Genomic DNA, 23397 nt, shown 5'->3' with positions numbered 1-23397 from the left:
CCAGAGCGCCAAGCCAGTGCCGCGAGCAGAGGCGCGGTTGAACAGGGTGCGTCGGCTGAAACTAGAGTGATTTCCAGTCATAGGGAATCATCTGACGCTTCAGAAATCGCGGTAAAACAAAGAATGAGAGCAGGCTATCCGATCCGATCAGATCGAAAACGGCTCTTGAACGCGGTCACTTGTCGTTCATTGACCAGTCCTGCTGTATCGAAATGCTTCAGGGATCTGCGTCGGGTTGACGGGCCGGATCTGCCGCATCGAATGTATGCAGCGCAGCGCAAGCCTCGCCCACGGCAACGATCCGCGGGAACTTGCGCAGATCGACGCCAAAACGCCGGGCCGAATAAAGCTGCGGCACCACGCAACAGTCTGCCATCGTAGGCGCCTCCCCGAACGCAAACGTACCACCGTGACGGGCGATCATCGTTTCAAGGGCACCGAACCCTTGAGCGATCCAGTGAGCGATCCAGGCGTTGACCGCTTCCTCATCGGCATCAAACCGGCGGCGCAGGGTCTGAAGGACTGCCAGATTGTTGAGCGGGTGGATGTCGCAGGCGACAAGCTGGGCCATGGCGCGCACGATCGCGCGCTCGTTGGCCGTGCCGGGCAGAAGCGGAGGCTTGGGATGCGTTTCCTCCAGCCATTCGATGATCGCCAGACTCTGGGTGAGCATCAGGCCATCGGCATCGAGCATCGGCACGCGCCCCAGCGGGTTGAGCGCGACATAGGCAGGGTCGCGCTGCGCCCCCTTGCGCAAGTCGTGGGAGATCTGTGCGTAATCCAACCCCTTGAGATTGAGCGCGATGCGCACCCGGTACGCCGCGCTCGATCGCCAATAGTCGTGCAATACGAGGTTCACAGGGCGGGTTCCACCACGCCCGTGCAGGATCCGAACCCGATGCTGCGAAAGCCTTGCCGCTCGGCCCGTGCGATGAGGGTGATGGCATCGCCATCCTCCAGAAACGCACGTCTCTCGCCTGTCGGCAAGGCGACCGGCTGCTTACCATTACGGGTGATCTCCATCAGACTGCCCTCGCTGCCCGATGCGGGCCCAGATATGGTGCCAGTGCCGAGCAGGTCGCCCGGCGCAAGGTTGCAGCCGTTGGACGCATGGTGCGTGACCATCTGCGCCAGTGTCCAATACATCGATGTCGCCTGGCCCTTGCTGAGCAGCATCCCCTCCTGCCCGGCCTCCCGCATTGCCCGGCTGGCAAGCCGCACTTCGAGCGCGATGGCGAGCGCGCCGGACTGCCGGTCCACTGGGTCGTCGAGATAGGCTAGCGGTTCGGGGTCGCCTTCGGGCCGAGCAGGCTGTGCGACCCGGAAGGGCGCAAGCGCCTCTGCCGTCACCACCCAGGGCGAGACGCTGGTAAGGAAGTTCTTGGCAAGGAACGGCCCAAGGGGCTGATATTCCCATGCCTGCACATCGCGCGCCGACCAGTCGTTCAAGAGGCACAGACCGCCGATCCGGTTCCACGCCTGCGCAATTGGCTGGGTCTCGCCCAGCGCGTTTCTCCCCGCGATCCAAACGCCCATCTCCAGCTCGAAGTCGAGCCGCTGTGTGGGTGCATAACGCGGCGCGGGGTCGTTCGGCCCCTTGATCTGTCCCTTGGGCCGCACCAGCGGTGTGCCCGACAGGCGCACCGAGGATACTCGGCCATGATAGCCGATCGGCACATGCTTATAGTTGGGCAGCAACGGATTATCAGGACGGAACAGGCTGCCGATATTGGTGGCGTGGTGGATGCCCACGTAAAAATCCGTATAGTCTCCGATATGGAACGGCAGGTGCAGCGTGCATGCATCGGCCAAATACAGATGTGGTTCAACCGCGCTCTGGTGCGCCTCGTCCGTGAGCAGCGCGAAGAGCGCATGGCGCAGTGCCAACCGCGCATCGCCCGGCAGCGCAAAGAGTGGATTGAGTACCGGCAGCGTCAGTGCTTCACGCACCGCCAGCGGCAACATCGGCGCCAGTCCGGTAAGGTCTAGGCAGTAGTTGCCGATTGCAGTGCCGATGCGCGGCCCCTCCCCCGCAGGAGAGAACACGCCCAGCGGCAGGTTCTGCACCGGAAAGTCGGCATGCGCGTCCGCGCCCGGAACCCATGATTTAGCGGCGGGATCATGCGTGTGGTCAATCATTGGTCTTTTCCCGGTTCGCGATGAAGCCATTCAGCATGGCGGGGCGCGCGCTTTGTTTGGCTCCACTCTTCCAGCATCAGGGGCGCGACCCGCCGCAGCTCAGTATATTGCTCGGCCGTGCCGATGTCGCAGGCCAGCTCCACCCGGTGCCCGTTGGGATCGAAGAAATAGATCGACTTGAAAATGCCATGCCAGGTTGGCCCCAGCACGTCTATGCCCTGCCCCTCGATATGTGCTTTCGCTGCCAGCAAGGCCGCCTCGTCCTCCACCGCGAACGCCAGATGCTGCACCCAGGCGGGCGTATTTGGGTCACGACCCATCGGCTGCTGGTTCGGCAGCTCGAAAAACGCCAGCACATTGCCCCCGCCGCAATCGAGGAACACGTGCATGTAAGGGTCGTCCTCTCCCGTCGATGGCACCTTGTCCTCTGCAAAGGCGGTCGTGTAGGTCATTCCCAGCACGCGGGCATACCACTCGACCGTCTCCTTCGCATCATTACAGCGATAGGCGACATGGTGAATGCGTTTCAGGGCAAAAGGCGCAGTCATTGTTCCTCCTCGCCACCGGCATGGCTTATGGCTTCGTTCACGGCTTGCTCGTCGCCGATATGGTTGATGAGCAGCAGGATTAGCCGCGTGTTTACCCGCATGCTATCTTCTTCGCTGCGTCCGTGGTGCAGCGCGATCAGCCGTTGGTAGATACCATCTGCATCGGCGATGTTCGGGCTGGTAATCAGCTTCATGAGCCGCTTGCTCCTTTCGAGCGCGCCAGTGCTTCTGTCACCGCCGCTTCCGTAGGGGATTTCCAGCGCGCAGCGACATATTGGTCCGGGCGCAACAGAGTGGCCGCGCCCGGAGAAAGCCCATAGCGTTCGATCAGCAGGTCGATATTCCCGGCGTCGGCAATATCGAGCAGCTCGACACCGGGCACGGTAAAGCCCGGATCGCCATTGCACAGCAGAACGAAACCCTTCCCCACCCGCTCCAGCAACCAGCCCTCACCCAATGGCGCGTCCAGTGCAGGAAAGCCAGGCGCAACGCCCTTACCCTTCCAGTCGTCGCAGTCTGGCGTGTTGAGAGGACCGGCAGGATAGCTCACGGCGGTGGAAAGGCGCCCGGAGTTGACGAAACTGCGCGCAAAGGGAAATTCGCGGGCCAGTTCCAGCACCGCGTCGCGGAATATAGCGCTTACCTTGCTCTTGGGTGTGATAAAGTCTGTAGAGCGGGTCGAGTTGAGGATATTCTCGTCCGCCGTAGTGACGGCTTCGGCGTTGTAGCTTTCGAGCAAATCGGCGTTGGCCTCCCCGCGCAGCACCAGATCCAGCTTCCAGCCCAGATTGTCGATGTCGGCAAAGCCGCCATTGCATCCGCGCGCGCCAAAGGGCGAAACCAGATGCGCGCTGTCTCCCGCGAAGAGTACGCGGCCATGAACGAAGCGTTCCATGCGGCGGCACTGGAACGTGTATACGCTATACCATTCGGGTTCATAGTCGACATCTGGCCCCAGCATCGCACGGATCAGCGGATCGACATTTTCCGGACGGACGCATGCTTCGCGGTCGATGTTCCAGCCAAGCTGGAAATCGATCCGCCAGACATCGTCCGGCTGCTTGTGCAGCAATACCGATTGTCCCGGATTGAACGGCGGGTCGAACCAGAACCAGCGCTCGGAGGGACGCTCACCTTTCATCTTCACGTCGGCGATGAGGAAGTTATCCTCGAACACCCGGCCCTCGAAATCGAGGCCCAGCAGATCGCGCACGGTGCTCTTGTTGCCGTCGCAGGCGATCAGCCATTCGGCATCAATATGGTAATCACCCGCCGCGCTGGCGACCGCGACGCCGGCGTCGGCATTTCCCAGCTCGACGCCCGTTACGTCATGCCCCCAGCGTATGTCGATATTGGGGAGCTCGGCGATGCGCTCCAGCAACATGTCTTCAAGATAATATTGCTGAATGTTGATAAAGCCCGGCATCTTCTGGTGCTTCACCGGCAGCATGTCGAACTGGTAGACCGGTTCGCGCTCATCCTTCCAGAACACCTTGCCGACATTCCAGATGACACCGCGCTCAACCGCCCGCTCGCCGACGCCCAGCCTGTCGAGGATGTCGAGCGAACGCTTGGAAAAGCAGATTGCCTTCGATCCCAACGGCACGAAGTCGAACCGCCCCAGCACTACGACATCATGCCCCCGCTGGCCCAGATCGATCGCCTGGGCAAGGCCAACCGGGCCGGTGCCGACAATGACGATCCGCGCCTTCTCACGCGGCGCGCTGGCGGGAAGCGGCGACGCCTGCCTTTCGCGCCAGACGGGAACCCTCTCGCGCCACTGTACCGGGCTTGCCTCTCCCATCAGCCCTTACCCCTGCAACTGGTCCCAGACCTGCCGGTCCAGCTCCATCGTCCAGATTTCGGGCCAGTCCTTGCCGTCCATCTCGTCCCACAGGCGCTTGACATCGAAAGGCAGGCAGTGCTCGAAGATCGGCCAGCGCCCGAATTTCGGCTCAAGCGCGGCATGGCACGCCTCGAAGGCTTCTTTGAGAGTCCCGCCGCGCCGATGCACCGCGCCGGTGTGCTCGATCATCGACTTGAGGAAGTCGCGCGTCTGTTCGATCGCCTTGTCGGTGGCGTCCAGCCCCTTCGCGACGGCACCGCGCCCGCCCACCAGATTTTCGGCGCGGAACGCCTTCACCGCATCAAGCGTGCCCGACGACCAGTCGAAATGGAACGCGTCACCCGTATAGAGCGCGGCCTCGGCCTCGACGAGATCCCCGGCGAACAGGGTCTTGGTCTTCTCGTGCCACACGACAATGTCCCCCGCCGTGTGCCCCCGCCCGCAGAATTTAAGATCGAGATGCCCTCTGTCCCCGCCCAGATCGATGCGATGATGATCGGTGAATGTCTGCGTGGGCCAGGTGAGTCCCGGAATTTCGTCGGGCTGCTTGAACAGACGGGGCATACGGCCAAACTCGCTAGCCCAGTCCTGTTTCCCCCGCTCCTCGATCAGTTTGCGGGTCGCTTCACTTGCGATAATCTGCTCGGCGCCAAAGGCGCTCGCGCCCAGCACGCGCACCGCATGATAATGGGTGAGGACCAGATATTTGATCGGCTTGTCGGTGTGCTCGCGCAGCTTCACCAGCCAGTCGCGCGCGGCCGCTGGAGTTGCCCGCGCCTCGATGCAGACTAGGAAATCTTCGCCCTCGATCGCGCCGACATTGGGGTCGCCCTCGGCCGTCAGCGCATAGACGCCATCGGCCAGGATCTCCAGTGTCTCCTTCTTTTCGCCCAGATCGGCTGATGATGCAAAAGCTTTGGCCATGAGGTTCCATCTCCAAGATAAGCGAGAATTCGATGTTTCGATAAAATAGGGTAGCCGACCTCATCTTCACACTTGTCTATAGATCTATATACAATATAATCGCCTTCGATGAGACGAGTTGGCGCACTTTCCCCTTTGGATGCCGAGGCCAGCGCCCGACTGGTGGGCGCTGCGGACAGGGACGAATTTGGCACCGCACTTCTCGAAATCGCGAGATCGATTGCCGGTATCGACGAAGTGTTCGCGTATATTGTCCGCGACGACGGAGATCCGGATGTTCTTGTCTCGCAGAGCGTTCTCGACGGGGTGAGGGAGCGGGTTTCGCTCTATACCAACCGCTTTTACAGGCATGACCCAGCAGTACGCGATATCAGAGAGATTGCACCGGGCGACAGCTTCGTCCAGCGCATTTCCCTCCGTAGCATCATCCCCCATGACTATCGGCTGCATTGTTTCACCGAGCCGGGGTTTGCCGAAAAGCTGACCTTCGGCTGGCGGGGCGAAGGTTATGTGCTGGTGGCGAGTTTCTATTCCGCGAACGAACCGGACCGTGAAGCTCTGGGCAAGCTCGCCAGTCTCGCAAATCTTACATTGGCCGCGCTGGTGCGCCAACATTCTCCAGTGGACCGCAACAACGCCGCTAAGACCATCGACGCACGGCTGCGCCGGTCCTTTCCCGCTTTGTCGGACCGCGAGCGAGAGGTGTGTGCGCTCACGATCATAGGCTGGTCCGCGTCCAAAATCGCTGTAAAACTGGCGGTGTCCGCCGGAACTGTGCTCACATACAGGCAGCGCGCCTACCAGAAGACAGGTGTTGCTTCGGCTATGGAACTTGTTCCGTCGGTCCTTCACTGACGATGTAACGCCTGTCCGTAAGTTTTTTGACGAACCCAGTGATAGACTATCTATCGTCAAATGTTTGCCATTTCATCATGCTTGAGACGGAGGACACTTAAGGCTCCTCGATATCCGACGACAAAAACTCTTTTAGAGCGTCGGAAAACTCAGATGGACATTCAACGCTTGAGAGATGCGCTGCCTCCAGCTTCGCAATGCGGGCGTTTGGGATGGATGCGCAAAGCGTATTTGTGTGCTCCATCGGAGTGGCAGGATCCAGCAGTCCGCCGATGACCAATGTCGGAACGTTTATCAGAGCTAACGCACGGCGTTGATCCATATCCCTGATCGCGGCGCAACACCCGGCATAGCCATTGACCGGCGTGTTGCTAAGCGTTTCGCGAAATCGAAAGATGATGTCTCGGTCCGAACGGCGGAATTTTTCAGTGAACCAGCGCTCCAGTATCGCATCGGCAATTGCATCCATGCCGGACTGCTGGATTGTAGCAATCCGCTGATCCCATGCTTCTGGCGGGCCCATGTAGGGCGAAGAATTGGCGATGATCAGTCGGCTCAGCCGGTGCGGTTCGCGCCACCCCAGCCACTGACCAATCATTCCGCCAAGCGAGAGTCCACAGAAATCAATGCGTGCGATTTCCAGTGCGTCCAGCAACTCGATGACATCACGGCCCAGCCGATCGATCGAATACGCACCCTCCGGAACATCTGATGCCCCGTGACCTCGGCAATCGTAGCGTAGCATGCGGAACGAGCTGCGTAATGCCTCCACCTGCGGCTTCCACATATCCATATCGGTGCCCAGTGAGTTGGACAGAAGCACAAGGGGGGCTTCATCGGGGCCGTCAAAGCGATAGGCTATTCTGCACCCGTCGCCCATGACGGCAAACTTCACCTCGTTCATGCTCTTTCCAATATAAGTGACAGCCCTTGTCCTACCCCGACGCACATGGATACCAACGCTGTGCTGGCACCGGTTTTCACGAGCATGTGGCTGGCGGTCATCGCGAGACGAGCGCCCGACATGCCAAGCGGATGGCCAAGCGCGATGGCGCCTCCATTGGGATTGACGCGCTCCTCCATCGGGTCGACATCAAGCGAGCGGAGTGAAGCGATAACTTGACTGGCAAACGCTTCGTTGATCTCAATCAGGTCGAAATCGCCCATCACCATGCCAAGGCGACCGAGTAACTTACGCGTGGCCGCCACGGGGCCAATACCCATGGTTCTGGGGGGCACACCAGCGCAGGCCATACCGACGATACGCGCCTGTGGGTTCAGCCCATAGCGTTCTATGGCACCTTCGGATGCTATCAACAGAGCGGCGGCGCCATCATTAACGCCTGAAGAGTTGCCGGCGGTCACTGTTCCGTCACTACATACAATGGGTGTGAGGCTAGCCAGAGTCTCCAAGCTAGTATCCGGCCGCGGATGCTGGTCCGTGTCCACCAAAACGTCCTTTCTGCCAGCGCGGACGACAATGGGCACAAGCTCTTCGGCAAAATATCCGTCAGCTTGCGCGCGGGCTGCACGGTTCTGGCTACGCATTGCAAATGCGTCCTGGTCTGCCCGCGAGACGCCGTACTCCCGCGCAACATTTTCCGCGGTTTCCGGCATGGAATCCGTGCCATGGGCCGCCCGCATCAGGGGGTTGACGAAGCGCCAGCCGATGGTGGTATCTTCCACCTGTGTGACGCGCGCCCAGGGCTTGTCTGCTTTGGGCATCACGAGGGGCGCCCGCGTCATGCTTTCCACCCCGCCCGCAACCACAAGATCGGCCTCGCCGCAGACGATGGCGCGCGCAGCTGAACCCACAGCGTCGGCACCGCTCGCACAGAGGCGGTTTATCGTGCTGCCTGACACACCGACCGGAAGGCCGGCCAGCAGCGCAGCCATGCGCGCGACGTTGCGGTTGTCTTCTCCCGCCTGATTGGCGCAACCAAGGATCACTTCATCGATCGCTTCGCCCGGTACTGCGGGATTGCGGTCCAGCAGCGCCCTTATGGCGTGGGCCGCCAGATCATCTGGCCGCACCGCAGCGAGCGCTCCGCCGTATCGGCCAATGGGGGTGCGAACCGCATCGCAGATAAACGCTCTGTTCATCGCACGGATACCGGAACAACGATCTTCGCTTCCGTCTTGGCGACAACCTCGGCCACAGTGACTCCGGGAGCCGTCTCGACAAGCGTCAATCCTCCGACCTTGCGGTTAACAGCTATCACCGCCAGATCGGTGATAATGAGGTCAACCACGCTGCGACCAGTCAACGGCAGCGTGCACTCGTTGAGAATCTTGGGCGCCCCATTTTTCGAGACATGCTCCATAACGACGACAACGTGCTTTACCCCGGCGACGAGGTCCATTGCACCGCCCATACCCTTCACCATCTTGCCCGGAATGGTCCAGTTGGCGAGGTCGCCATCGGCGGACACCTCCATCGCTCCCAGCACTGCCATGTCGATATGCCCGCCCCGGATCATTGCAAAGCTGTCGGCCGATGAGAAAAAGCTGGAAGTAGGCAGAGCCGTCACCGTCTGTTTGCCTGCATTGATAAGATCAGGATCCACCTCATCCTCGAACGGAAACGGGCCGATGCCGAGCATGCCGTTTTCCGATTGGAGCGTGACAAGCATGCCTTCGGGAACATGATTGGCTACCAACGTCGGTATGCCGATGCCCAGATTGACATAATATCCGTTTCTCAGTTCCTGCGCCGCGCGGGCCGCCATTTCGTCGCGAGTCCAGCTCATGTCGCAGGCTCCCGCGATCGCGTGGTCAGCTTTTCGATCCTCTTTTCGTTGATCGTCGAAAGCAGGACGCGGTCGACATATATCCCCGGCGTATGGATGCAATCAGGGTCCAGTGTTCCCTCCGGCACAATTTCCTCCACCTCTGCAACCGTCACTTTGCCAGCAGTCGCCATTTCTGGATTGAAGTTGCGAGCCGTCTTGCGAAACATCAGGTTGCCAGACGGATCGGCGCGCCACGCCTTGATGATCGATAGATCGGCACGCAACCATGTCTCTCGCAGATACTCTTCGCCCTCAAAGACTTCTGTTGGTTTGCCTTCAGCGACCACCGTGCCCACGCCGGTTTTTGTGTAGAATGCCGGGATACCAGCCCCCCCGGCCCGGATGCGTTCGGCGAGCGTGCCTTGGGGGTTCAGTTCGAGTTGCAGTTCCCCAGACAGGTACTGACTTTCAAACAGTTTGTTCTCGCCGACATAAGAGCTGATCATCCTGGCGATTTGCCGGGTTTCCAAGAGCATCCATAAGCCGAAGCCGTCGGCTCCGGCATTATTGGAAATAACGGTGAGGCCCGTTACCCCCGACGCCCGGATTTCGGGGATAAGGCTTTCCGGGTTGCCAGAAAGTCCGAACCCGCCAGACATGATCGTCATACCGTCGAACAGCAATCCATTCAGCGCCTTTGCAGGGGAGGCGTAAATCTTTCCGATCATGCTTCGTCCAGACCCAGGCGTCGCTCCAGCCGTGACAACAAAGCCAGCCGAACCGGTTTGCCCGCGATTAGCTTGCGCCAAGTGTTGTAACTGATGCCGAAACGATCATTCAGATCCTCGTCCGTCTTCGCGCCAACCTTCTCCAGCAGCTTGGCGACTGTGCATTCCCCCGCAATGGAAAACCCTTTTGGCGGCTCTTCACCCGCCGAGCGGCCTGTGCCGGGAAGATGGCTTGCATGCTCAGGCATTGGTGCGGACCCGACTGGAGAAAGCTTCGTCTCGCGCCGCGTGGGCGCGCTGAAGGTAGAAATCGAACGCGATGACAGCGCTGCTTCCCTGGCGATTGGGAACGGGCAACAGCCCTTCCCTTGTACCGAAAGCAAAATCATCCTTGGCAAAGGGATCGTCGCCAAAGTTGATCTGTGTCGTCAGCGTGCGATAGCCGGGCGCCTCGATGAAGAAATGAACATGCGCGGGCCGGTTTCCGTGCCGCCCGAGGGCATGCATCAGCCGCTCGGTAGCGCCCTGCGGGGGGACGCTGTACCCGGATGGCATTTTGGAGTGAAATGCATAACGCCCGTCGGTGCCCAATTTTATGCGGCGACGATTGTTGAACGGAGTTTGCGCACCAGTCGGATCAAAATGCGAGTAGAAGCCCTTCGAGTTGGCATGCCAGACATGCAGGATAGCGTTCGTCACGGCTTCCCCGTCCGGCCCCTTAACCTCGCCAGTCATGTAAAGAGTATCAGTGTCGTCGGGATCGGTTGATAGATCAACGTCGCCTTCGACTAAAGGAGCCCCCTCAACATAGAGCGGCCCCTCGATCGTGCGCGGGGTGCCGCCGGTCAGGCCCGCTTCAGTGTCGCGTGCATCCATCACCAAGTCCATGAAATGTTCGAGGCCCACTCCCGGAACGATAAGGCCAAATTCACCGACCCCCTTCTGGAAAAAGCCAATTGCGTTCCAGAATTCACTCTCATCCACGTCATATTTGACGATAACGGTCATGATCGCCTCCAGCAGATCGCGCGTTATTGCCTTGAGACGCGTGTCACCGCCCTCAGCATCCGCGCCACTTGCCCGGTCGAGCAGTTCCTGAATGGCCTGACTGTTCACAAAATCAGTGTTCATCATCTCTCTCCAAATAAAATTGCTAGCTGTCGTCGTCGCGGATCGAAGATGGGTGACGGCAGAGCGCCTCCACCTCGATCTCCATGAACGGGAAGAGGGGCAGGCCCATCAAAATCTCATGCAGAGCCGCGTTGTCGGGCACGTCAAAGATCGAGCGGTTTTTATACTGTCCTGCTACCCGCCAGATATGGCGCCAGACCCCGGCGGCCATCAGGTCGGCACAGCGTGCCTTTTCTTGTGCCTTTAGCGCCTCGATATGACGGGGATCAGCATCATGGGGGATGCGGACATTCATCGTAACGTGGAAAAGCATGCTCAGCCTCCTGCTGCGCGAGGGGCCGGGCGGACGGTCCGGTTTGGACCGTCGCGCCGGAACCGGGTCAGCGTGGCGTCGTCCAGTGCGATCCCCAGCCCCGGCCCTTCCGGCACAGCCATACCGAAGTCGCAATAGCTCAGAGGCTCGGCTAGGAGCTCTTCCGTGAGTAACAGCGGTCCAAACTGCTCCGTCCCGAACGCGAGAGACGGAAACGTCGAAAACAGATGCGCCGCCGCGGCGGTGCCCACTGGGCCTTCCAGCATCGTGCCGCCATACAATGCTACACCCGCAGCATCGGCTATTTCTCCCATCGCGCGCGCCGCCCGCAGCCCGCCAGCCTGCGATATCTTGACCGCCAGCACGTCTGCGGCGCCCTCGGATGCAAAGGCATAGGCGTCTGTCGGCCCGTGCAATGCCTCGTCGGCCATGATCGCGATGGTGGCACTGGCCCGCAAGCGCGCCATTCCCGCCCGGTTATTCAGGGCTATTGGCTGCTCGACCAAGTCGCAGCCCGCATCAGCAAGCATGGCAATGCCGCGCTTGGCAGTGGGTTCGTCCCACGCCTGATTCACATCGACACGGATCGACACGTCATCGCCCAGCGCCCGCTTGATTGCGGCGACATGGTCAACATCGTCTTTCAGGGGCCGCTTACCGATCTTCAGCTTGAACGTTTTGTGTCGCCGCGCCGCGACCATGGCCTCGGCCTCGGCTATGTCCGTTTTGGTGTCGCCGCTCGCCAGCGTCCACAACACGGGGAGATGGTCGCGCAGCCTGCCACCCAAGAGTTCGCTCAAGGGCAGTCCGCGGCGGATGCCTAGCGCGTCGAACAGCGCCATTTCCAGCGCCGATTTGGCGAACCGGTTGCCAACGGCCACTGCCTGTGCAGCAGCCATTGCTTTTGCGGGACGATTTGCATCCATGCCAATGATCTGCGGCGCCAGATAGGTATCGATCGCCAGCTTGATACCTTCCGGGCTTTCCTCTCCGTAAGCGAGACCGCCGATGGTGGTCGCTTCGCCCAGGCCGATAATGCCGTCGGCGCAGTAGAGGCGCACAATCACCATGGTTTGCGCTTTCAGGGTCGCAACCGAGAGCACATGTGGGCGAATGGTCGGGACGTCGACCAGAATGGCCTCGATCCGCTCTATGCGAACAGAGTCAGTCATCTATTTGGTCGTCGGCGCGTTTGCGGACGCGATCCGCTCTTCGCGGATCATCTTATCGAGCAATTTGCGCACCTTCACCGGCGCAACGTCATTCGACATCAACACCGGATTAAGCGAGAAGAAGTCCGCGCTGCCCATCTCATCCTGCACCGCCTTCACCAGCGGGCCGTCCTCGTCTTCAAAGGCCGCGTGCATGCCAGCTATCTTCTGCGCGTTGTACTCCGCGTCGTTCTCGACATGATTGCGCCGTGTGGCGAAAAAATAATGGGTGTTGAACTCGTCCGCAGGCGTGCAGGTATGCAGATCATATTGATCGACCGCGTTGGCGAATCCCACCGGCTCCTGCGTGGCCGCAACGGTCAGCTGAATATTGGCTGGCGCGCTCCAGGTGATGTCGAAATATTGCCGCGCTTCCGCGTCTGGCTGTGGAAGAAACGACGCAAAAATCATCATCGCCGGCTGCTGCGACCATTCCCAGCGCGCCGACACGGTTTTGTCAGTTTCACGGATTTGCGGGACTATAGGCGACAGCTTGCCGCGCGTGGTGATGATCTCACCATGGACATGGTCGATGTGGCTGAGGTCCATAACATTGTCGATAATCAGCTCATAGTTCACCGGCAGGTTCATGTATGTCCAGCCGATTGCCGTGTCGGGTCCATTCTCAAGCGGCGAATAGTCCGGCAAGAGGGACAGGTCCGGTTCCGTTTCATCCATCCAGATCCACAGGAAGCCGTATCTCTCGACAATAGGGAAACTGGCGACCTTCGCCGCCTGGGGGATATGCCCGGAACCGTGCGGATTATGGGTGCACTGGCCCTGCGCATTGAAACGCAGCGCGTGATAGGGGCAGGCCACTTCGTCGCCAATACGTTTGCCTAGGCTAAGAGGGGCAAAGCGGTGGGGGCAGCGATCATGCACAGCGACAGCGGTGCCATCTTCCAATCGATAGATCAGCACCGATGTGCCGAGTATCTTGCGGGGGAACAGTGCCGTGCCTTCTATCTCGCTCGAAAGAGCCGCAGCATACCAAGCCTTCTTAAGGAAATGATCTCGAACCGTCATGGTCGCCTCTCTTATCTAAATTTTGATGGTCAGCCGGGGGGTCAGCGCGCGCGAGCAACAGGGAGTGAAGCAATCGTTTGCCTCTTGCTCTGCGACCGATAGGTACATGTCGCGGTGATCGGGAATACCGTCGACGACAGTTGTAATGCAGGCTCCGCAGATCCCCTGCTCGCACGACGCGGGGATATCGAAGCCTGCACTCCTCAGCGCTTCAAGTGCCGTCTGCCCTTGCGCCACGGGTATGATCGTGCCGTCGTCTGCGACTTCGATCTCAAAACCGTCCTGTCCGTTTGCACCGCCCGCTGGCGCAGAAAAATGCTCATAGTGAATGTTGCTTTCTGCCCACCCCGCTGCCCGCGCCGTGTTCAGTATATGATCCATGAACCCGCTGGGCCCGCAGACATAAAGGTGGGTTCCTGCTTCCGGTGAGGCGAGCAGTGCCTTGGCATCCATGACTGTTTCGGGCTGATCATCGAAATGGAATGTCACCCTATCCGCAAAGGGGGATACAGCGATCCGCTCGCGAAACGCCGCACGGCTGGTGCTGCGCGCGCAATAGTGCATGGCGAAATTGGTCCCCAGGCGTGCCAATTGCTGGGCCATCGCCAATATGGGCGTCACGCCGATGCCCCCCGCGAAAAGAAGCGCGCGCTCCTGCATACTCGCCAACGGGAAAAGGTTTCGGGGCGGACTTATTTCGATCTGATCGTCCAGCCGCACATTTTCATGCATGCAGATCGATCCACCGCGCCCTGAGGCATCGCACAGGACGCCGATTTCGTATCGGCCGGACCGGTCCGGCGTGCCGCACAGCGAATATTGGCGGATGAGCCCGTTGGGTAATTTTACGTCAATATGGGCACCGGCTTCATAGGCGGGCAGTGCAGCGCCAAGAGCGGGTTCGAGGACGAACGCGGCAACGTCGTCGGTCTCCATCCGCCGCTCGGTAATACGCACACGAATCCAGTCGTTCATGCTGCCGCCCCGGCGCCACTTTCCTCGGCCAGAAGCTTGTCGAGCACCCACAACATCTGCGCCGGTCCGGCATCGTGGACGATGTCGATTTCCGGCGCGCCGGGATATTCAAGCTGACGCTGGCGCTGCCCCTCAAGGATACGCTTGTCTTCGAGAAAGGCCTCGTAGTTGGTGCGGTACATCAGGTCGACTACACCAGGGAACTCGGTTTCTTTGCTGGTCCCCCAGGAGAAATAATAGTCGAGGGAGTTCTCGTCGCGCGGCGTAACAGCCTGGGACGTGTACGTGTCGAGCAAGACCTTGCCTCTGGCATCGCCCGATGTTTCGCCGTCTGCCTGATGGATGCGGAAGTTGAGAATAAAATTGCACGGCACGCTGAGGCGGACATGAACCTGAATGTCGAAGCGAGCGTCTGCGGGAAACAGATGCTTCGCGAATCTGGGTGCGGGGATATTCCGCACGACATATTTTGTCTCGATCCCGCGCGGGTTTCGGCTGTGGCGCGGCCTGATGTATCCCCACCGGTCCGTCCCGCCGAAGGTCTCGTCATGAACCCATGAGATATGGCTCAAGTCTGCCAGATTGGCGATTTCCTGACGATAGTTGGTGTCGATCCGAATACTATTTGTCCGCAGGGTCAGGGTCGGATCATGGGGATCATAAGCGTCGCAGATCAGCGTCCGGTCGGCGGACGCCGGGTCTCCCATCCAGACCCAGATCCAGCCGTCCTTCTCACATACGGCATAAGTAGGCACATCGGCACCGGGCGGGATCTTGTCCATTCCCGGCACATGACGGCACGCGCCATCCGGCCCGAACAGCATGCCGTGATACATGCAACGAACGGCGTCACCCTCTTTTCTTCCGAGCGAGAGAGGAGCGGAGCGATGGGGACATCTGTCCTCCATCGCCACCAGCCCGCCTTCCGCCGTGCGGTATAGCAGCAAGCTTTCACCCGCGATCCGCCGGGCGACGAGATCCTTCTGACCGAGGCCGACATCATCCCGCCACCCGGCGCAGTACCATGCATTTTTAAGGAAAGCCTCGGCCATCGTCAGAACTCCACGCCGAGACGCGCGTACCATTCGACCGGGCGATTGTAGGTGCCGAAGATGACACCGGCCGCCTGCACGTTTCCGGTTACATAATAGCGATCGTTGGTCAGGTTGGTCCCGCCCACGGTGGCGGTCCAGTTGCCAGAAGCCGCTTTGTAACTGAGGCTGGCGTTGAGCGTGTCGCTGGCCGGACGGCGCAGCAGATAGGCACGCTCCGTATCGTTCCAGACGCTGCTCGTCCGGGTGTAGTCCACCAGAGCAATCAGCGATCCGCCGCCGGGCAGCTTATATTCATAGCGCGGGCTGACGTTGAACTTAAGCTTGGGCGTCTTGGGCAACGGCGCGCCCACATAGACACCGGCTTGTATCGGGTTCGGTGCGACCGCAGCCCCGACCAGCACGTCGGTGTAATACGCGTCCGTATAGCCGACGGAACTGTTTACGGTCAGGCCGGGAATGGGAGCGGCGACGACCTCCACTTCAAACCCCTTGATCCGCGCATCTCCGGCATTTTGAATGGTAGGCGAAATGCCAAGCTGGAAGTTCAGCTGAATATCCCGGTACTTGGTTGTGAATGCCGCTGCGTTGATCTGAAGCCGGCGGTCAAACAATTGCGACTTTACGCCGACTTCGAAACTTTCGGCTTTTTCCGGATTGAATTTTGGCGCGAAGTTGAGCGGTGCAGACAGTCGTGTCGTCCATCCGCCGGTCTTATAGCCCTTGGACCAGGACCCATAGACCATCACGTCGCGGGTGGGATGCAGCTGCACACCGAGTTTCGGCGCGAAGTTGGTGAATTTACGTTTCTGCCGTTGATCCACGAAAAAGCGCAGCGGCTGGTTGGGATCCGGGAAACCCAGCGTGCTGCTGCACGGATCGCCGTAGGTCGTGCATCCCGAAATCTTGTAATAAAAGCCGTTGAGATCGGTCTGTCCGCCAAGGAACGACTTGTTTTCTTCGGTGTAACGGCCGCCGAGCGTGAACGAGATCAGGTCGTTAAGTTCGAAATCAGCCTGTCCGAAAAAGGCAAAATTCTTGGTCTTGAGATCGTTCGGCCCGAAGATTTCGAATATGCCCTGATCGAACGTAACATAGTCATTGAGCTTGCTGTGCTCCTTGAAATAATATCCCCCGATCACGAACTTCAGTCGGTCGTTCAGCAATTGTCCGGTCAGTTGCAGTTCCTGGCTGAACTGCCAGTTCGTCAGCCCGAACGAGAATTCCAGCAGCCGAACAGGCGAGCCGTCTGCATCCAAACCCGTCCCCCAATCGAGATCGCGATATCCGGTGATCGATTTCAACGCAAAATTGTCGTTTAGTTTGTAATCCAGCGTTGTGGCTATGCCCCAGGCGGTCATGCGCGAGAAGTTGATCCCGGTCGCGTAGCTTGTGTCCTTGCTCGGTGGAATGAACCGGTCGTCGTAGGTAAGGCGGTCATTAGTCGGGTCGCCATCGACATTGACACCGGCGATCGAACCGATGAGCTCTGACGGATTGAGCGGCGTGCCGCGCGAGGCGCACAGGTTGCCAAGGCCAATCGTACTTAGAACAGCGGAAGGCGTGTTAATGCATGTGTTATACAGGAACCCAAGTGTAGAGGGATCACTGGCGGTGGTTTTTGCAATGGTGTTGGCAGTACCCTGCTGATCCTCGTGCAGATAATCGCCCGTCAGGCGTATGGTCAGCCTATCGGTCGGGGTCCAATAGGCCTTGCCGCGCAATGACCACTGGCTCTGCCCGCCTTCATGGGAAGAGCGGTCAATACCGTTCGAGCGGAATGCCAGGTCGGGATCGTTGATGTAATTGTTCGCGCCAGGAAAGGGTATACGCTTCAGATAGCCATCCCGGTTGCGTGACGAACCTGTTAACGCCAGAGCGAGATTGTCGCTGACAGGCAAGTCGACGCTGGCATTGATATCAAGGCGGTTATACCGTCCGGTCGTCACGTCTCCGCGGAACGAGAATTCCTTGCCGGGGTCGCGCGTAACGATCGAAATCGCACCTCCGATCGTGTTTCGGCCGAAGAGCGTGCCCTGCGGACCCTTCAGCACCTCGATGCGCTGTACGTCGGGCAGATCCAGGTTGGCGCCGACGGTACGTGCCAGATAGACTCCGTCGAGGTAGACGCCCACACCCGGATCGAAGTTGGCTGCGAAGTCACTTTGGCCAATCCCGCGGACATAGGCAGAAAGGACGGACGACGAACCAGAGAAGGGAGAACCCGCGTCGAGCGTCACGTTAGGAGAGATATTCGAAAGGCTGGATACGTTCGCGACGGCGCGCTCTTTGAGGGAGTCACCGGCAAAAGCCGAGATGGCAATCGGTACGTCCTGGACATTCTGCGCGCGCTTTTGCGCCGTCACAACGATTTCTTCGATACCGAAAGACTGCGCCGTTTCTCCTTGTGGCGCTTCCGCCTGCATCTGGGCATGTGCCGAAGGCACTGCGGTAAACGCCAGCGTCGATGAAGTGATGAGCAGTAGCCCTGATTTCATTATCCCTCTCCTCGGTTATTTTTTTGCACTTTGGCACCATCCGCTGAGCAAGCTCTGTGCCAATTTCGAAAACACTATAAATATCAGTTATTTAATACACACCGCGATGTAGCGCCTTGCTGAAAATTCATGTGATTGTTTGAAATCAAACGGTCGGCTATAGTGTCATCGATCAAAATCGAACACAGGGAGTACCGCGGCTATGGCTAGGCAAAACAGTGGCGCGCGCGCCCATAAGGCTGAGCAGCACCGCCGCAGCCTAGCTGAAGTCTTTCAGGTACATGGTGAACCCTCACTGGATGACCTGTACGAAACCTTCCGCTTCGAACCCGACAAGGCCGAAATTCACCTAAACGGTCGCAGGATGGTGCTGACCGATAACCTCGGTCTAGCGATCATGCGCCGTGAGATGGTGTCCGCCTTGGGCTACGAACGGGCACGGGGCGTAATGTCCCGCATCGGCTACAGCGTCGGCGCGGCCGATGCCGAACTGGCGCTGGAGCTGCGAAAGGATGACAGCCTGTTCGACATCTTTACCGTTGGTCCCCAGCTTCATGCCTTGAAAGGATCGGTCAAGGTCGAACCACTGGTTTTTGAAGCGGACCGCCGAACAGGCCGGTTTTACAGCGAATATATCTGGCACAACTCTGCCGAGTGCCATGCGCATGTCCATGAAATGGGCTTGGGCCCTCACCCCGGCGGTTGGCAGCAGGTGGGCTATGCGTCCGGGTACACGTCTGCGTTTTTTGGTCGCCCGATGATCTTTCGTGAAATGCAATGTGTGGCAATGGGGCACGAGCGCTGCTTCCTCATCGGCAAACCCGCCGAAGAATGGGACGATGCGGAAGCTGAACTCAAATGGTTTCGTGCGGAAGGTTATAGTCGGCGGCCGGTCAATGCGGCGTCCGACCAAATTCCGCCGGACGAAGATCTGTTGATCGGAAGCCGTTCGATGGTGGGCGCTTCATCAGGCTTCAATGTCGTGCTCCATCTGGTTGACAAGGTGGCGCAGACAGACGCACCCGTCCTTTTCCTGGGCGAGAGCGGGGTCGGCAAGGAAGTGTTCGCGCGCGAGCTGCATAAGCGCAGCCGCAGGGCAGCAGAACCGATGGTGGCCGTAAATTGTGCGGCCATTCCTGAAACGCTAATTGAATCCGAGTTGTTCGGTGTCGAGAAGGGGGCATTCACCGGTGCCCACTCTTCGCGGCCCGGTCGGTTTGAACGCGCTCAGGGAGGCACGCTTTTCCTCGACGAAATCGGCACTCTTTCCTTCGCTGCGCAAGGCAAGTTGCTGCGCGTACTTCAAGAATCGGAATTCGAGCGGGTCGGCGGCGGGCGCACGATCGCTGCGGACGTAAGGTTGATTGCCGCAACCAATGCAGACCTCTGGGCGGAAGTAGAGAAGGGTGCGTTCCGAGCCGATCTCTTCCATCGCCTCAACACCTTTCCGATCCATATTCCGCCATTGAGGGAGCGACGAGCCGACATTCCTTTGCTGGCCAATCATTTCCTGCAAAAACTCTCGGCGCGGCATCGAAAGTCGGGACTAGGATTCGACGAGGACGTGGTCCGTTACCTCCATGACTATCACTGGCCGGGCAACATCCGGGAAATGGAAAACCTCATCGAGCGTGGTATTATTCTAGCGAATGACAACGAGCTGGTTGGCATCCATCATCTGACTATGAGCGCGAACTCGTTGATGCGTGCAACGAACGAGCTCAACGAAGCGCAAGATCCCTTTTGGACATTTCTTATGACGCAGGTCAGGCGAGGCCCGGAAGAGGATTTTGGCGCCAAAATGCTGAATACTGGCCTTTCGCATGAGGACTTGCTGGAAAGTCTGGTTACCGCAGCTCTAAAGAGCTGTGGAGGAAATGTAACAAAAGCCGCCCAAACGATTGGGATGAGCAGATCTCAACTCAATTATTGGCTGAGGAAGAAACAGACTTAGTTTTGCGAGATTGATCATGGGATGGCTGCCATTGGACGATGGTGTGTATAGCGCCCTAAAAATGTTATTATTAGCGTTCCGCCATGACCGGGGGCCATTGAAACACAGCTCGCCCAAGTTACCGGTGCTTACCCGGTACGTACATGGAGGGTTCTCATGGCGTCAAAAAGGATCACCACCCGCGCGGTGGATACGATAGAGGCGCAGCACCGCGATGTGTTTCTGTGGGATGACCATTTAGCCGGATTTGGCGTTCGCGTGACGCCGAAAGGAGCTAAATCCCATATCTATCAGAATCGTCTGGGAGGCCGAGGATCGGCGTGCCGACGATACACCATCGGACGACACCTGATTTCACCCGCTACGTTCACCCCCGCGTCGAACCCGAAATGCCTTCATTCTGAAGAGGGATTTGCCCGGCATCGCGACCCCTGCAGGTGGCGCGACGGCAGCCGAAGCACTGGCACCGGGCGATCATGTCCGCCTGGAAGTCCAAGGCAGGGGCCTTGTCGAGTTCATGGTGAGCAGAACTGACTATGTCGGTGAAGCATCTCCAGCCCTTGGCCGATCAGCTGGTTTCCGGTCGCAGACCCGCTGATTAATCGTGTAACGGACACGAGAATGTCTAACGCCGCAGAAAAGCTGGAAAGTCCAGGTCACAAAAATGGTCACAGCTCGCAGCGCCCGAGGCTCAAGCTTGTTGCCGGCCTCGGCGTAAGTGACTGATAATACGGTAAGAAAATGGTGGACGCACTAGGGCTCGAACCTAGGACCCGCTGATTAAGAGTCAGCTGCTCTACCAACTGAGCTATGCGTCCGTATGCGGCGTAAAGGCCTGCACTTCGGCGGTGGTATGCTGCCGAGGCGGGGCCGGTAGCATGGGAGGCGACGCATTGCAAACGGGAAATAGCGCATATCTCCAAATTCCCATCGCCGATGCCCCGCCCCACAGACAAGGGGGCGAAGCAGACAGCGCGCGCCCTATGCTGGCTGGCCGCGCGCATCGAAATGCGTTGATAAACCCACCCTGCTCGCTCTATGCGCGCGCGATGACTATTCCCTCACGGCGCACCTTCGCCATCATCTCTCACCCCGATGCGGGCAAGACCACGCTCACCGAAAAGCTTCTTCTGGAGGGCGGAGCGATCCATCTTGCAGGCGAGGTGAAGGCGCGCGGGGCAAACCGGCGTGCGCGATCTGACTGGATGAAGATTGAGCAGCAGCGCGGCATCTCAGTCACGTCCTCGGTGATGACCTTCGAGCGCGGCGGCATTGTGTTCAACCTGCTCGATACGCCGGGCCACGAGGATTTCTCGGAGGATACCTACCGCACACTCACGGCGGTGGACAGCGCGGTTATGGTAATAGACGCGGCCAAGGGCATAGAGCCGCAGACACGCAAGCTGTTCGAGGTGTGCCGCCTGCGCAACGTGCCGATCGTCACCTTCGTCAACAAGGTGGACCGCGAGGGGCGCGATCCGTTCGATCTGCTCGACGAGGTTGCGGACGCGCTCGCGCTCGATGTCTGCCCGATGAGCTGGCCGGTCGGCATGGGCGGCCAGTTCGAAGGCATTTTCGATTTCGCGAGCGGCACGCTGCGCCAGCCGACGGGGGCATCGAAAGAGTTTGAAGGCAAGGCGGCGACATTTTCCGGGCTGGAGGATGCGGGGCTGGCAGGGGCGCTCTCCGCCGATGGCCTCGCCAGACTGCGCGAGGAAGGCGAGCTGGCGCAGGGGGGCTATACCAGCTTCGATCTCGCCGCCTATCGCCATGGTGATCTGACGCCCGTCTATTTCGGCTCCGCGCTCAAACTCTTTGGCGTTACGGAACTGCTCGATGCCCTCTCGGCCTACGCCCCGCCCCCGCGCGAACAGCCCGCCGAGCCGGAAGCGATCTCGCCGGAGCGCCCGGACGTGACCGGCTTCATCTTCAAGGTGCAGGCGAACATGGACCCGCAGCACCGGGATCGCATCGCTTTCATGAGGCTGTGCTCGGGCAGGTTCAAGCGCGGCATGAAGCTCACCCCATCGGGCAGTGGCAAGCCGATGGCGGTGCACTCCCCTATCCTCTTCTTCGCGCAGGACCGGGAACTGGCGGACGAGGCCTATCCGGGCGACATCATCGGCATCCCCAATCACGGCACACTGCGCGTGGGGGATACGCTCAGCGAAAAGGCGGATGTCCGCATCACCGGCCTACCCAATTTCGCGCCGGAAATATTACGCCGCGTTGCCTTGAAAGACCCCACCAAGACCAAGCAACTGAGGAAAGCGCTCGATGACCTCAGCGAAGAGGGCGTGATCCAGGTCTTCTATCCGGAAATCGGCAGCCAGTGGATCGTCGGTGTTGTCGGGCAACTCCAGCTTGAAGTGCTGATCTCGCGGCTGGAGGCGGAGTATAAGGTCGAGGCGGTGCTCGAAGCCTCGCCCTATGACACCGCACGCTGGCTTTCCGGCAGTGACGCGGCGCTCAAGGGCTTTACCGACATCAACCGCTCCAGCCTCGCGAAAGACCGCGACGGCAACCCGGTATTCCTCGCGAAATCGGCGTGGGATGTCGGCTATCAGCAGGAGCGCAACCCTGAGGTGAAGTTCAGCGCCACCAAGGAGCGATAGGCGGGGCACGCCATCCTCGCTCTTGACCCAGATCATTGCGCGGCGTCAGCACCTTTCTACCCTCGCGGCAGGAAGGAGAACGAATATGTTCAAGACCAATGTCGGGGGTATAGACCGCGTACTGCGGATCATTCTGGGGGTGGTGCTGATTGCGCTGGCTGTCAGCGGCAAGCTGGTGCCGTGGGGGTGGATCGGCGTGGTGCCGCTGCTTACCGGGCTGTTTGGCACCTGCCCGCTCTACAGCCTGATCGGCCTGAGCACCTGCCCGTTGAAGAAATAGGCTATTTTTCCGAAACGTTGCGCCCCCCGCCGCGCACAATGCGGACCAGCGCCACCGCCGCGACGCAGGCCCAGATGCCGTTCAGCGTCATCGTGGCCCAAGTGCTGTGCGCAGCCGTATAAAGGACGAAGGAGCAAGCGCCAACGAGGTTCAGGAGCTGATAGCGCCAGTCCTGCCGGTTAAGCCAGCCATTGGAGTTGGCGACATAGGCGCTGAGGATAAGGCTGGCACCACCCCAGCCTATCGCCTCGATCAGAACTGACATTGCGCCCCCTTCAACGCTGGTGGTTGCGGATGATCCTGAACAGTGCATAGGCACCCACGCCCGCCCAGACAATATTGAGGGCCATCGACGGGATCGCACCATGCGCCCAGGTATTGATGACGAACCCCGCCGCACCGATCATGTTGAGGATATGGAAGGACGCGGACTGGCTGGTGAGCCTGCCCGTGGAAAGCAGCACATAGGCCGTGAAAACGCAGATCGCGCCGATCCAGCCCGCAGCTTCTATAAAAATGGCTGTCATGCACCCTCTCCATGAAAATGGCGGGGGAAGCCAAGCCTCGCCC

Annotated in this window: 24 protein-coding genes and 1 tRNA gene; 4 read left to right on the top strand and 21 right to left on the bottom strand. The window is 59.5% G+C overall.

Annotated elements, in window-relative coordinates; translation table 11 throughout:
• Nucleotides 1–217: 217 nt before the first annotated feature.
• Genes maiA through EQG66_RS04005 form a run of 6 tightly spaced genes read right to left on the bottom strand, consistent with a single transcriptional unit; the run spans nt 218 to nt 5457 of the window.
• Nucleotides 218–859 carry a maleylacetoacetate isomerase gene (maiA, locus tag EQG66_RS04030; protein ID WP_129403238.1) on the bottom strand — a complete coding sequence of 214 codons (642 nt, stop codon included), beginning with the start codon at nt 857–859 and terminating at the stop codon, nt 218–220.
• A complete protein-coding gene (fahA, locus tag EQG66_RS04025; RefSeq protein ID WP_129403237.1) occupies nt 856–2139 on the bottom strand; it encodes a fumarylacetoacetase in 1284 nt (427 codons plus the stop codon). The genes maiA and fahA overlap by 4 nt, the downstream gene beginning before the upstream one ends.
• Complete coding sequence (locus EQG66_RS04020; RefSeq protein WP_129403236.1) at nt 2136–2687, bottom strand: VOC family protein; 552 nt, start codon at nt 2685–2687, stop codon at nt 2136–2138. The genes fahA and EQG66_RS04020 overlap by 4 nt, the downstream gene beginning before the upstream one ends.
• Nucleotides 2684–2881, bottom strand: a complete 198-nt coding sequence (locus EQG66_RS04015) for a DUF2783 domain-containing protein (RefSeq protein WP_129403235.1) — start codon at nt 2879–2881, stop codon at nt 2684–2686. The genes EQG66_RS04020 and EQG66_RS04015 overlap by 4 nt, the downstream gene beginning before the upstream one ends.
• On the bottom strand, nt 2878–4491 hold the full coding sequence (locus EQG66_RS04010) for an FAD-dependent oxidoreductase (protein WP_129403234.1): 1614 nt from the start codon (nt 4489–4491) through the stop codon (nt 2878–2880). The genes EQG66_RS04015 and EQG66_RS04010 overlap by 4 nt, the downstream gene beginning before the upstream one ends.
• 6 nt (nt 4492–4497) lie before the next feature.
• Nucleotides 4498–5457 carry an MBL fold metallo-hydrolase gene (locus tag EQG66_RS04005; RefSeq protein WP_129403233.1) on the bottom strand — a complete coding sequence of 320 codons (960 nt, stop codon included), beginning with the start codon at nt 5455–5457 and terminating at the stop codon, nt 4498–4500.
• A 108-nt stretch (nt 5458–5565) separates the two neighbouring features.
• Here EQG66_RS04005 and EQG66_RS04000 point away from each other — a divergent pair, with 108 nt between their 5' ends.
• The gene (locus EQG66_RS04000; protein WP_129403232.1) at nt 5566–6312 is read left to right on the top strand and encodes a helix-turn-helix transcriptional regulator; all 747 of its coding nucleotides are present in this window, start codon (nt 5566–5568) and stop codon (nt 6310–6312) included.
• A 97-nt stretch (nt 6313–6409) separates the two neighbouring features.
• Here EQG66_RS04000 and pcaD read toward each other — a convergent pair whose 3' ends face one another.
• Genes pcaD through EQG66_RS03940 form a run of 12 tightly spaced genes read right to left on the bottom strand, consistent with a single transcriptional unit; the run spans nt 6410 to nt 17978 of the window.
• Nucleotides 6410–7216 (bottom strand): 3-oxoadipate enol-lactonase, encoded by an 807-nt coding sequence (pcaD, locus tag EQG66_RS03995; protein ID WP_129403231.1) that lies wholly within the window; start codon nt 7214–7216, stop codon nt 6410–6412.
• Nucleotides 7213–8415, bottom strand: coding sequence for a 3-oxoadipyl-CoA thiolase (gene pcaF / locus EQG66_RS03990; RefSeq protein WP_129403230.1), 1203 nt, complete (start codon nt 8413–8415; stop codon nt 7213–7215). Before pcaF ends, pcaD begins: the two co-directional genes overlap by 4 nt.
• Nucleotides 8412–9062 (bottom strand): 3-oxoacid CoA-transferase subunit B, encoded by a 651-nt coding sequence (locus EQG66_RS03985; RefSeq protein ID WP_129403229.1) that lies wholly within the window; start codon nt 9060–9062, stop codon nt 8412–8414. Before EQG66_RS03985 ends, pcaF begins: the two co-directional genes overlap by 4 nt.
• Nucleotides 9059–9772, bottom strand: a complete 714-nt coding sequence (locus EQG66_RS03980) for a CoA transferase subunit A (RefSeq protein WP_129403228.1) — start codon at nt 9770–9772, stop codon at nt 9059–9061. Before EQG66_RS03980 ends, EQG66_RS03985 begins: the two co-directional genes overlap by 4 nt.
• A complete protein-coding gene (locus EQG66_RS03975; protein ID WP_129403227.1) occupies nt 9769–10020 on the bottom strand; it encodes a hypothetical protein in 252 nt (83 codons plus the stop codon). The genes EQG66_RS03980 and EQG66_RS03975 overlap by 4 nt, the downstream gene beginning before the upstream one ends.
• Nucleotides 10013–10903, bottom strand: a complete 891-nt coding sequence (locus tag EQG66_RS03970; RefSeq protein WP_129403226.1) for a dioxygenase family protein — start codon at nt 10901–10903, stop codon at nt 10013–10015. Before EQG66_RS03970 ends, EQG66_RS03975 begins: the two co-directional genes overlap by 8 nt.
• A gap of 22 nt (nt 10904–10925) precedes the next feature.
• Nucleotides 10926–11216, bottom strand: coding sequence for a muconolactone Delta-isomerase (catC, locus tag EQG66_RS03965; RefSeq protein ID WP_129403225.1), 291 nt, complete (start codon nt 11214–11216; stop codon nt 10926–10928).
• Between the two features lie 2 nt (nt 11217–11218).
• Nucleotides 11219–12388, bottom strand: coding sequence for a muconate/chloromuconate family cycloisomerase (locus EQG66_RS03960; protein ID WP_129403224.1), 1170 nt, complete (start codon nt 12386–12388; stop codon nt 11219–11221).
• Nucleotides 12389–13453 carry an aromatic ring-hydroxylating oxygenase subunit alpha gene (locus EQG66_RS03955; protein WP_129403223.1) on the bottom strand — a complete coding sequence of 355 codons (1065 nt, stop codon included), beginning with the start codon at nt 13451–13453 and terminating at the stop codon, nt 12389–12391.
• A gap of 15 nt (nt 13454–13468) precedes the next feature.
• Nucleotides 13469–14428 carry a PDR/VanB family oxidoreductase gene (locus EQG66_RS03950; RefSeq protein ID WP_129403222.1) on the bottom strand — a complete coding sequence of 320 codons (960 nt, stop codon included), beginning with the start codon at nt 14426–14428 and terminating at the stop codon, nt 13469–13471.
• Nucleotides 14425–15480 (bottom strand): aromatic ring-hydroxylating oxygenase subunit alpha, encoded by a 1056-nt coding sequence (locus EQG66_RS03945; RefSeq protein ID WP_129403221.1) that lies wholly within the window; start codon nt 15478–15480, stop codon nt 14425–14427. The genes EQG66_RS03950 and EQG66_RS03945 overlap by 4 nt, the downstream gene beginning before the upstream one ends.
• Nucleotides 15481–15482: 2 nt before the next feature.
• The gene (locus EQG66_RS03940) at nt 15483–17978 is read right to left on the bottom strand and encodes a TonB-dependent receptor (protein WP_129403220.1); all 2496 of its coding nucleotides are present in this window, start codon (nt 17976–17978) and stop codon (nt 15483–15485) included.
• 202 nt (nt 17979–18180) lie between these two features.
• Here EQG66_RS03940 and EQG66_RS03935 point away from each other — a divergent pair, with 202 nt between their 5' ends.
• Complete coding sequence (locus tag EQG66_RS03935; RefSeq protein ID WP_129403219.1) at nt 18181–19932, top strand: sigma-54-dependent Fis family transcriptional regulator; 1752 nt, start codon at nt 18181–18183, stop codon at nt 19930–19932.
• 742 nt (nt 19933–20674) lie between these two features.
• Here the strand turns inward: EQG66_RS03935 and EQG66_RS03925 are convergent.
• Nucleotides 20675–20750: transfer RNA gene (locus EQG66_RS03925), tRNA-Lys, on the bottom strand.
• A gap of 231 nt (nt 20751–20981) precedes the next feature.
• Between EQG66_RS03925 and EQG66_RS03920 the strand changes: the two genes are divergently transcribed.
• A complete protein-coding gene (locus EQG66_RS03920; protein ID WP_129403218.1) occupies nt 20982–22547 on the top strand; it encodes a peptide chain release factor 3 in 1566 nt (521 codons plus the stop codon).
• An 85-nt stretch (nt 22548–22632) separates the two neighbouring features.
• On the top strand, nt 22633–22827 hold the full coding sequence (locus tag EQG66_RS03915) for a YgaP family membrane protein (protein WP_129403217.1): 195 nt from the start codon (nt 22633–22635) through the stop codon (nt 22825–22827).
• Between the two features lies 1 nt (nt 22828).
• On the opposite strand, the gene EQG66_RS03910 is transcribed toward EQG66_RS03915, so the two are convergent.
• Nucleotides 22829–23092, bottom strand: coding sequence for a CBU_0592 family membrane protein (locus EQG66_RS03910; protein ID WP_129403216.1), 264 nt, complete (start codon nt 23090–23092; stop codon nt 22829–22831).
• A gap of 10 nt (nt 23093–23102) precedes the next feature.
• The gene (locus EQG66_RS03905; protein WP_129403215.1) at nt 23103–23354 is read right to left on the bottom strand and encodes a CBU_0592 family membrane protein; all 252 of its coding nucleotides are present in this window, start codon (nt 23352–23354) and stop codon (nt 23103–23105) included.
• Between the last annotated feature and the right edge of the window lie 43 nt (nt 23355–23397).

This window comes from Sphingobium fluviale, assembly GCF_004122115.1.
Lineage (GTDB): Bacteria > Pseudomonadota > Alphaproteobacteria > Sphingomonadales > Sphingomonadaceae > Sphingobium > Sphingobium fluviale.
This window is presented reverse-complemented; position numbering and strand designations above follow the sequence as displayed.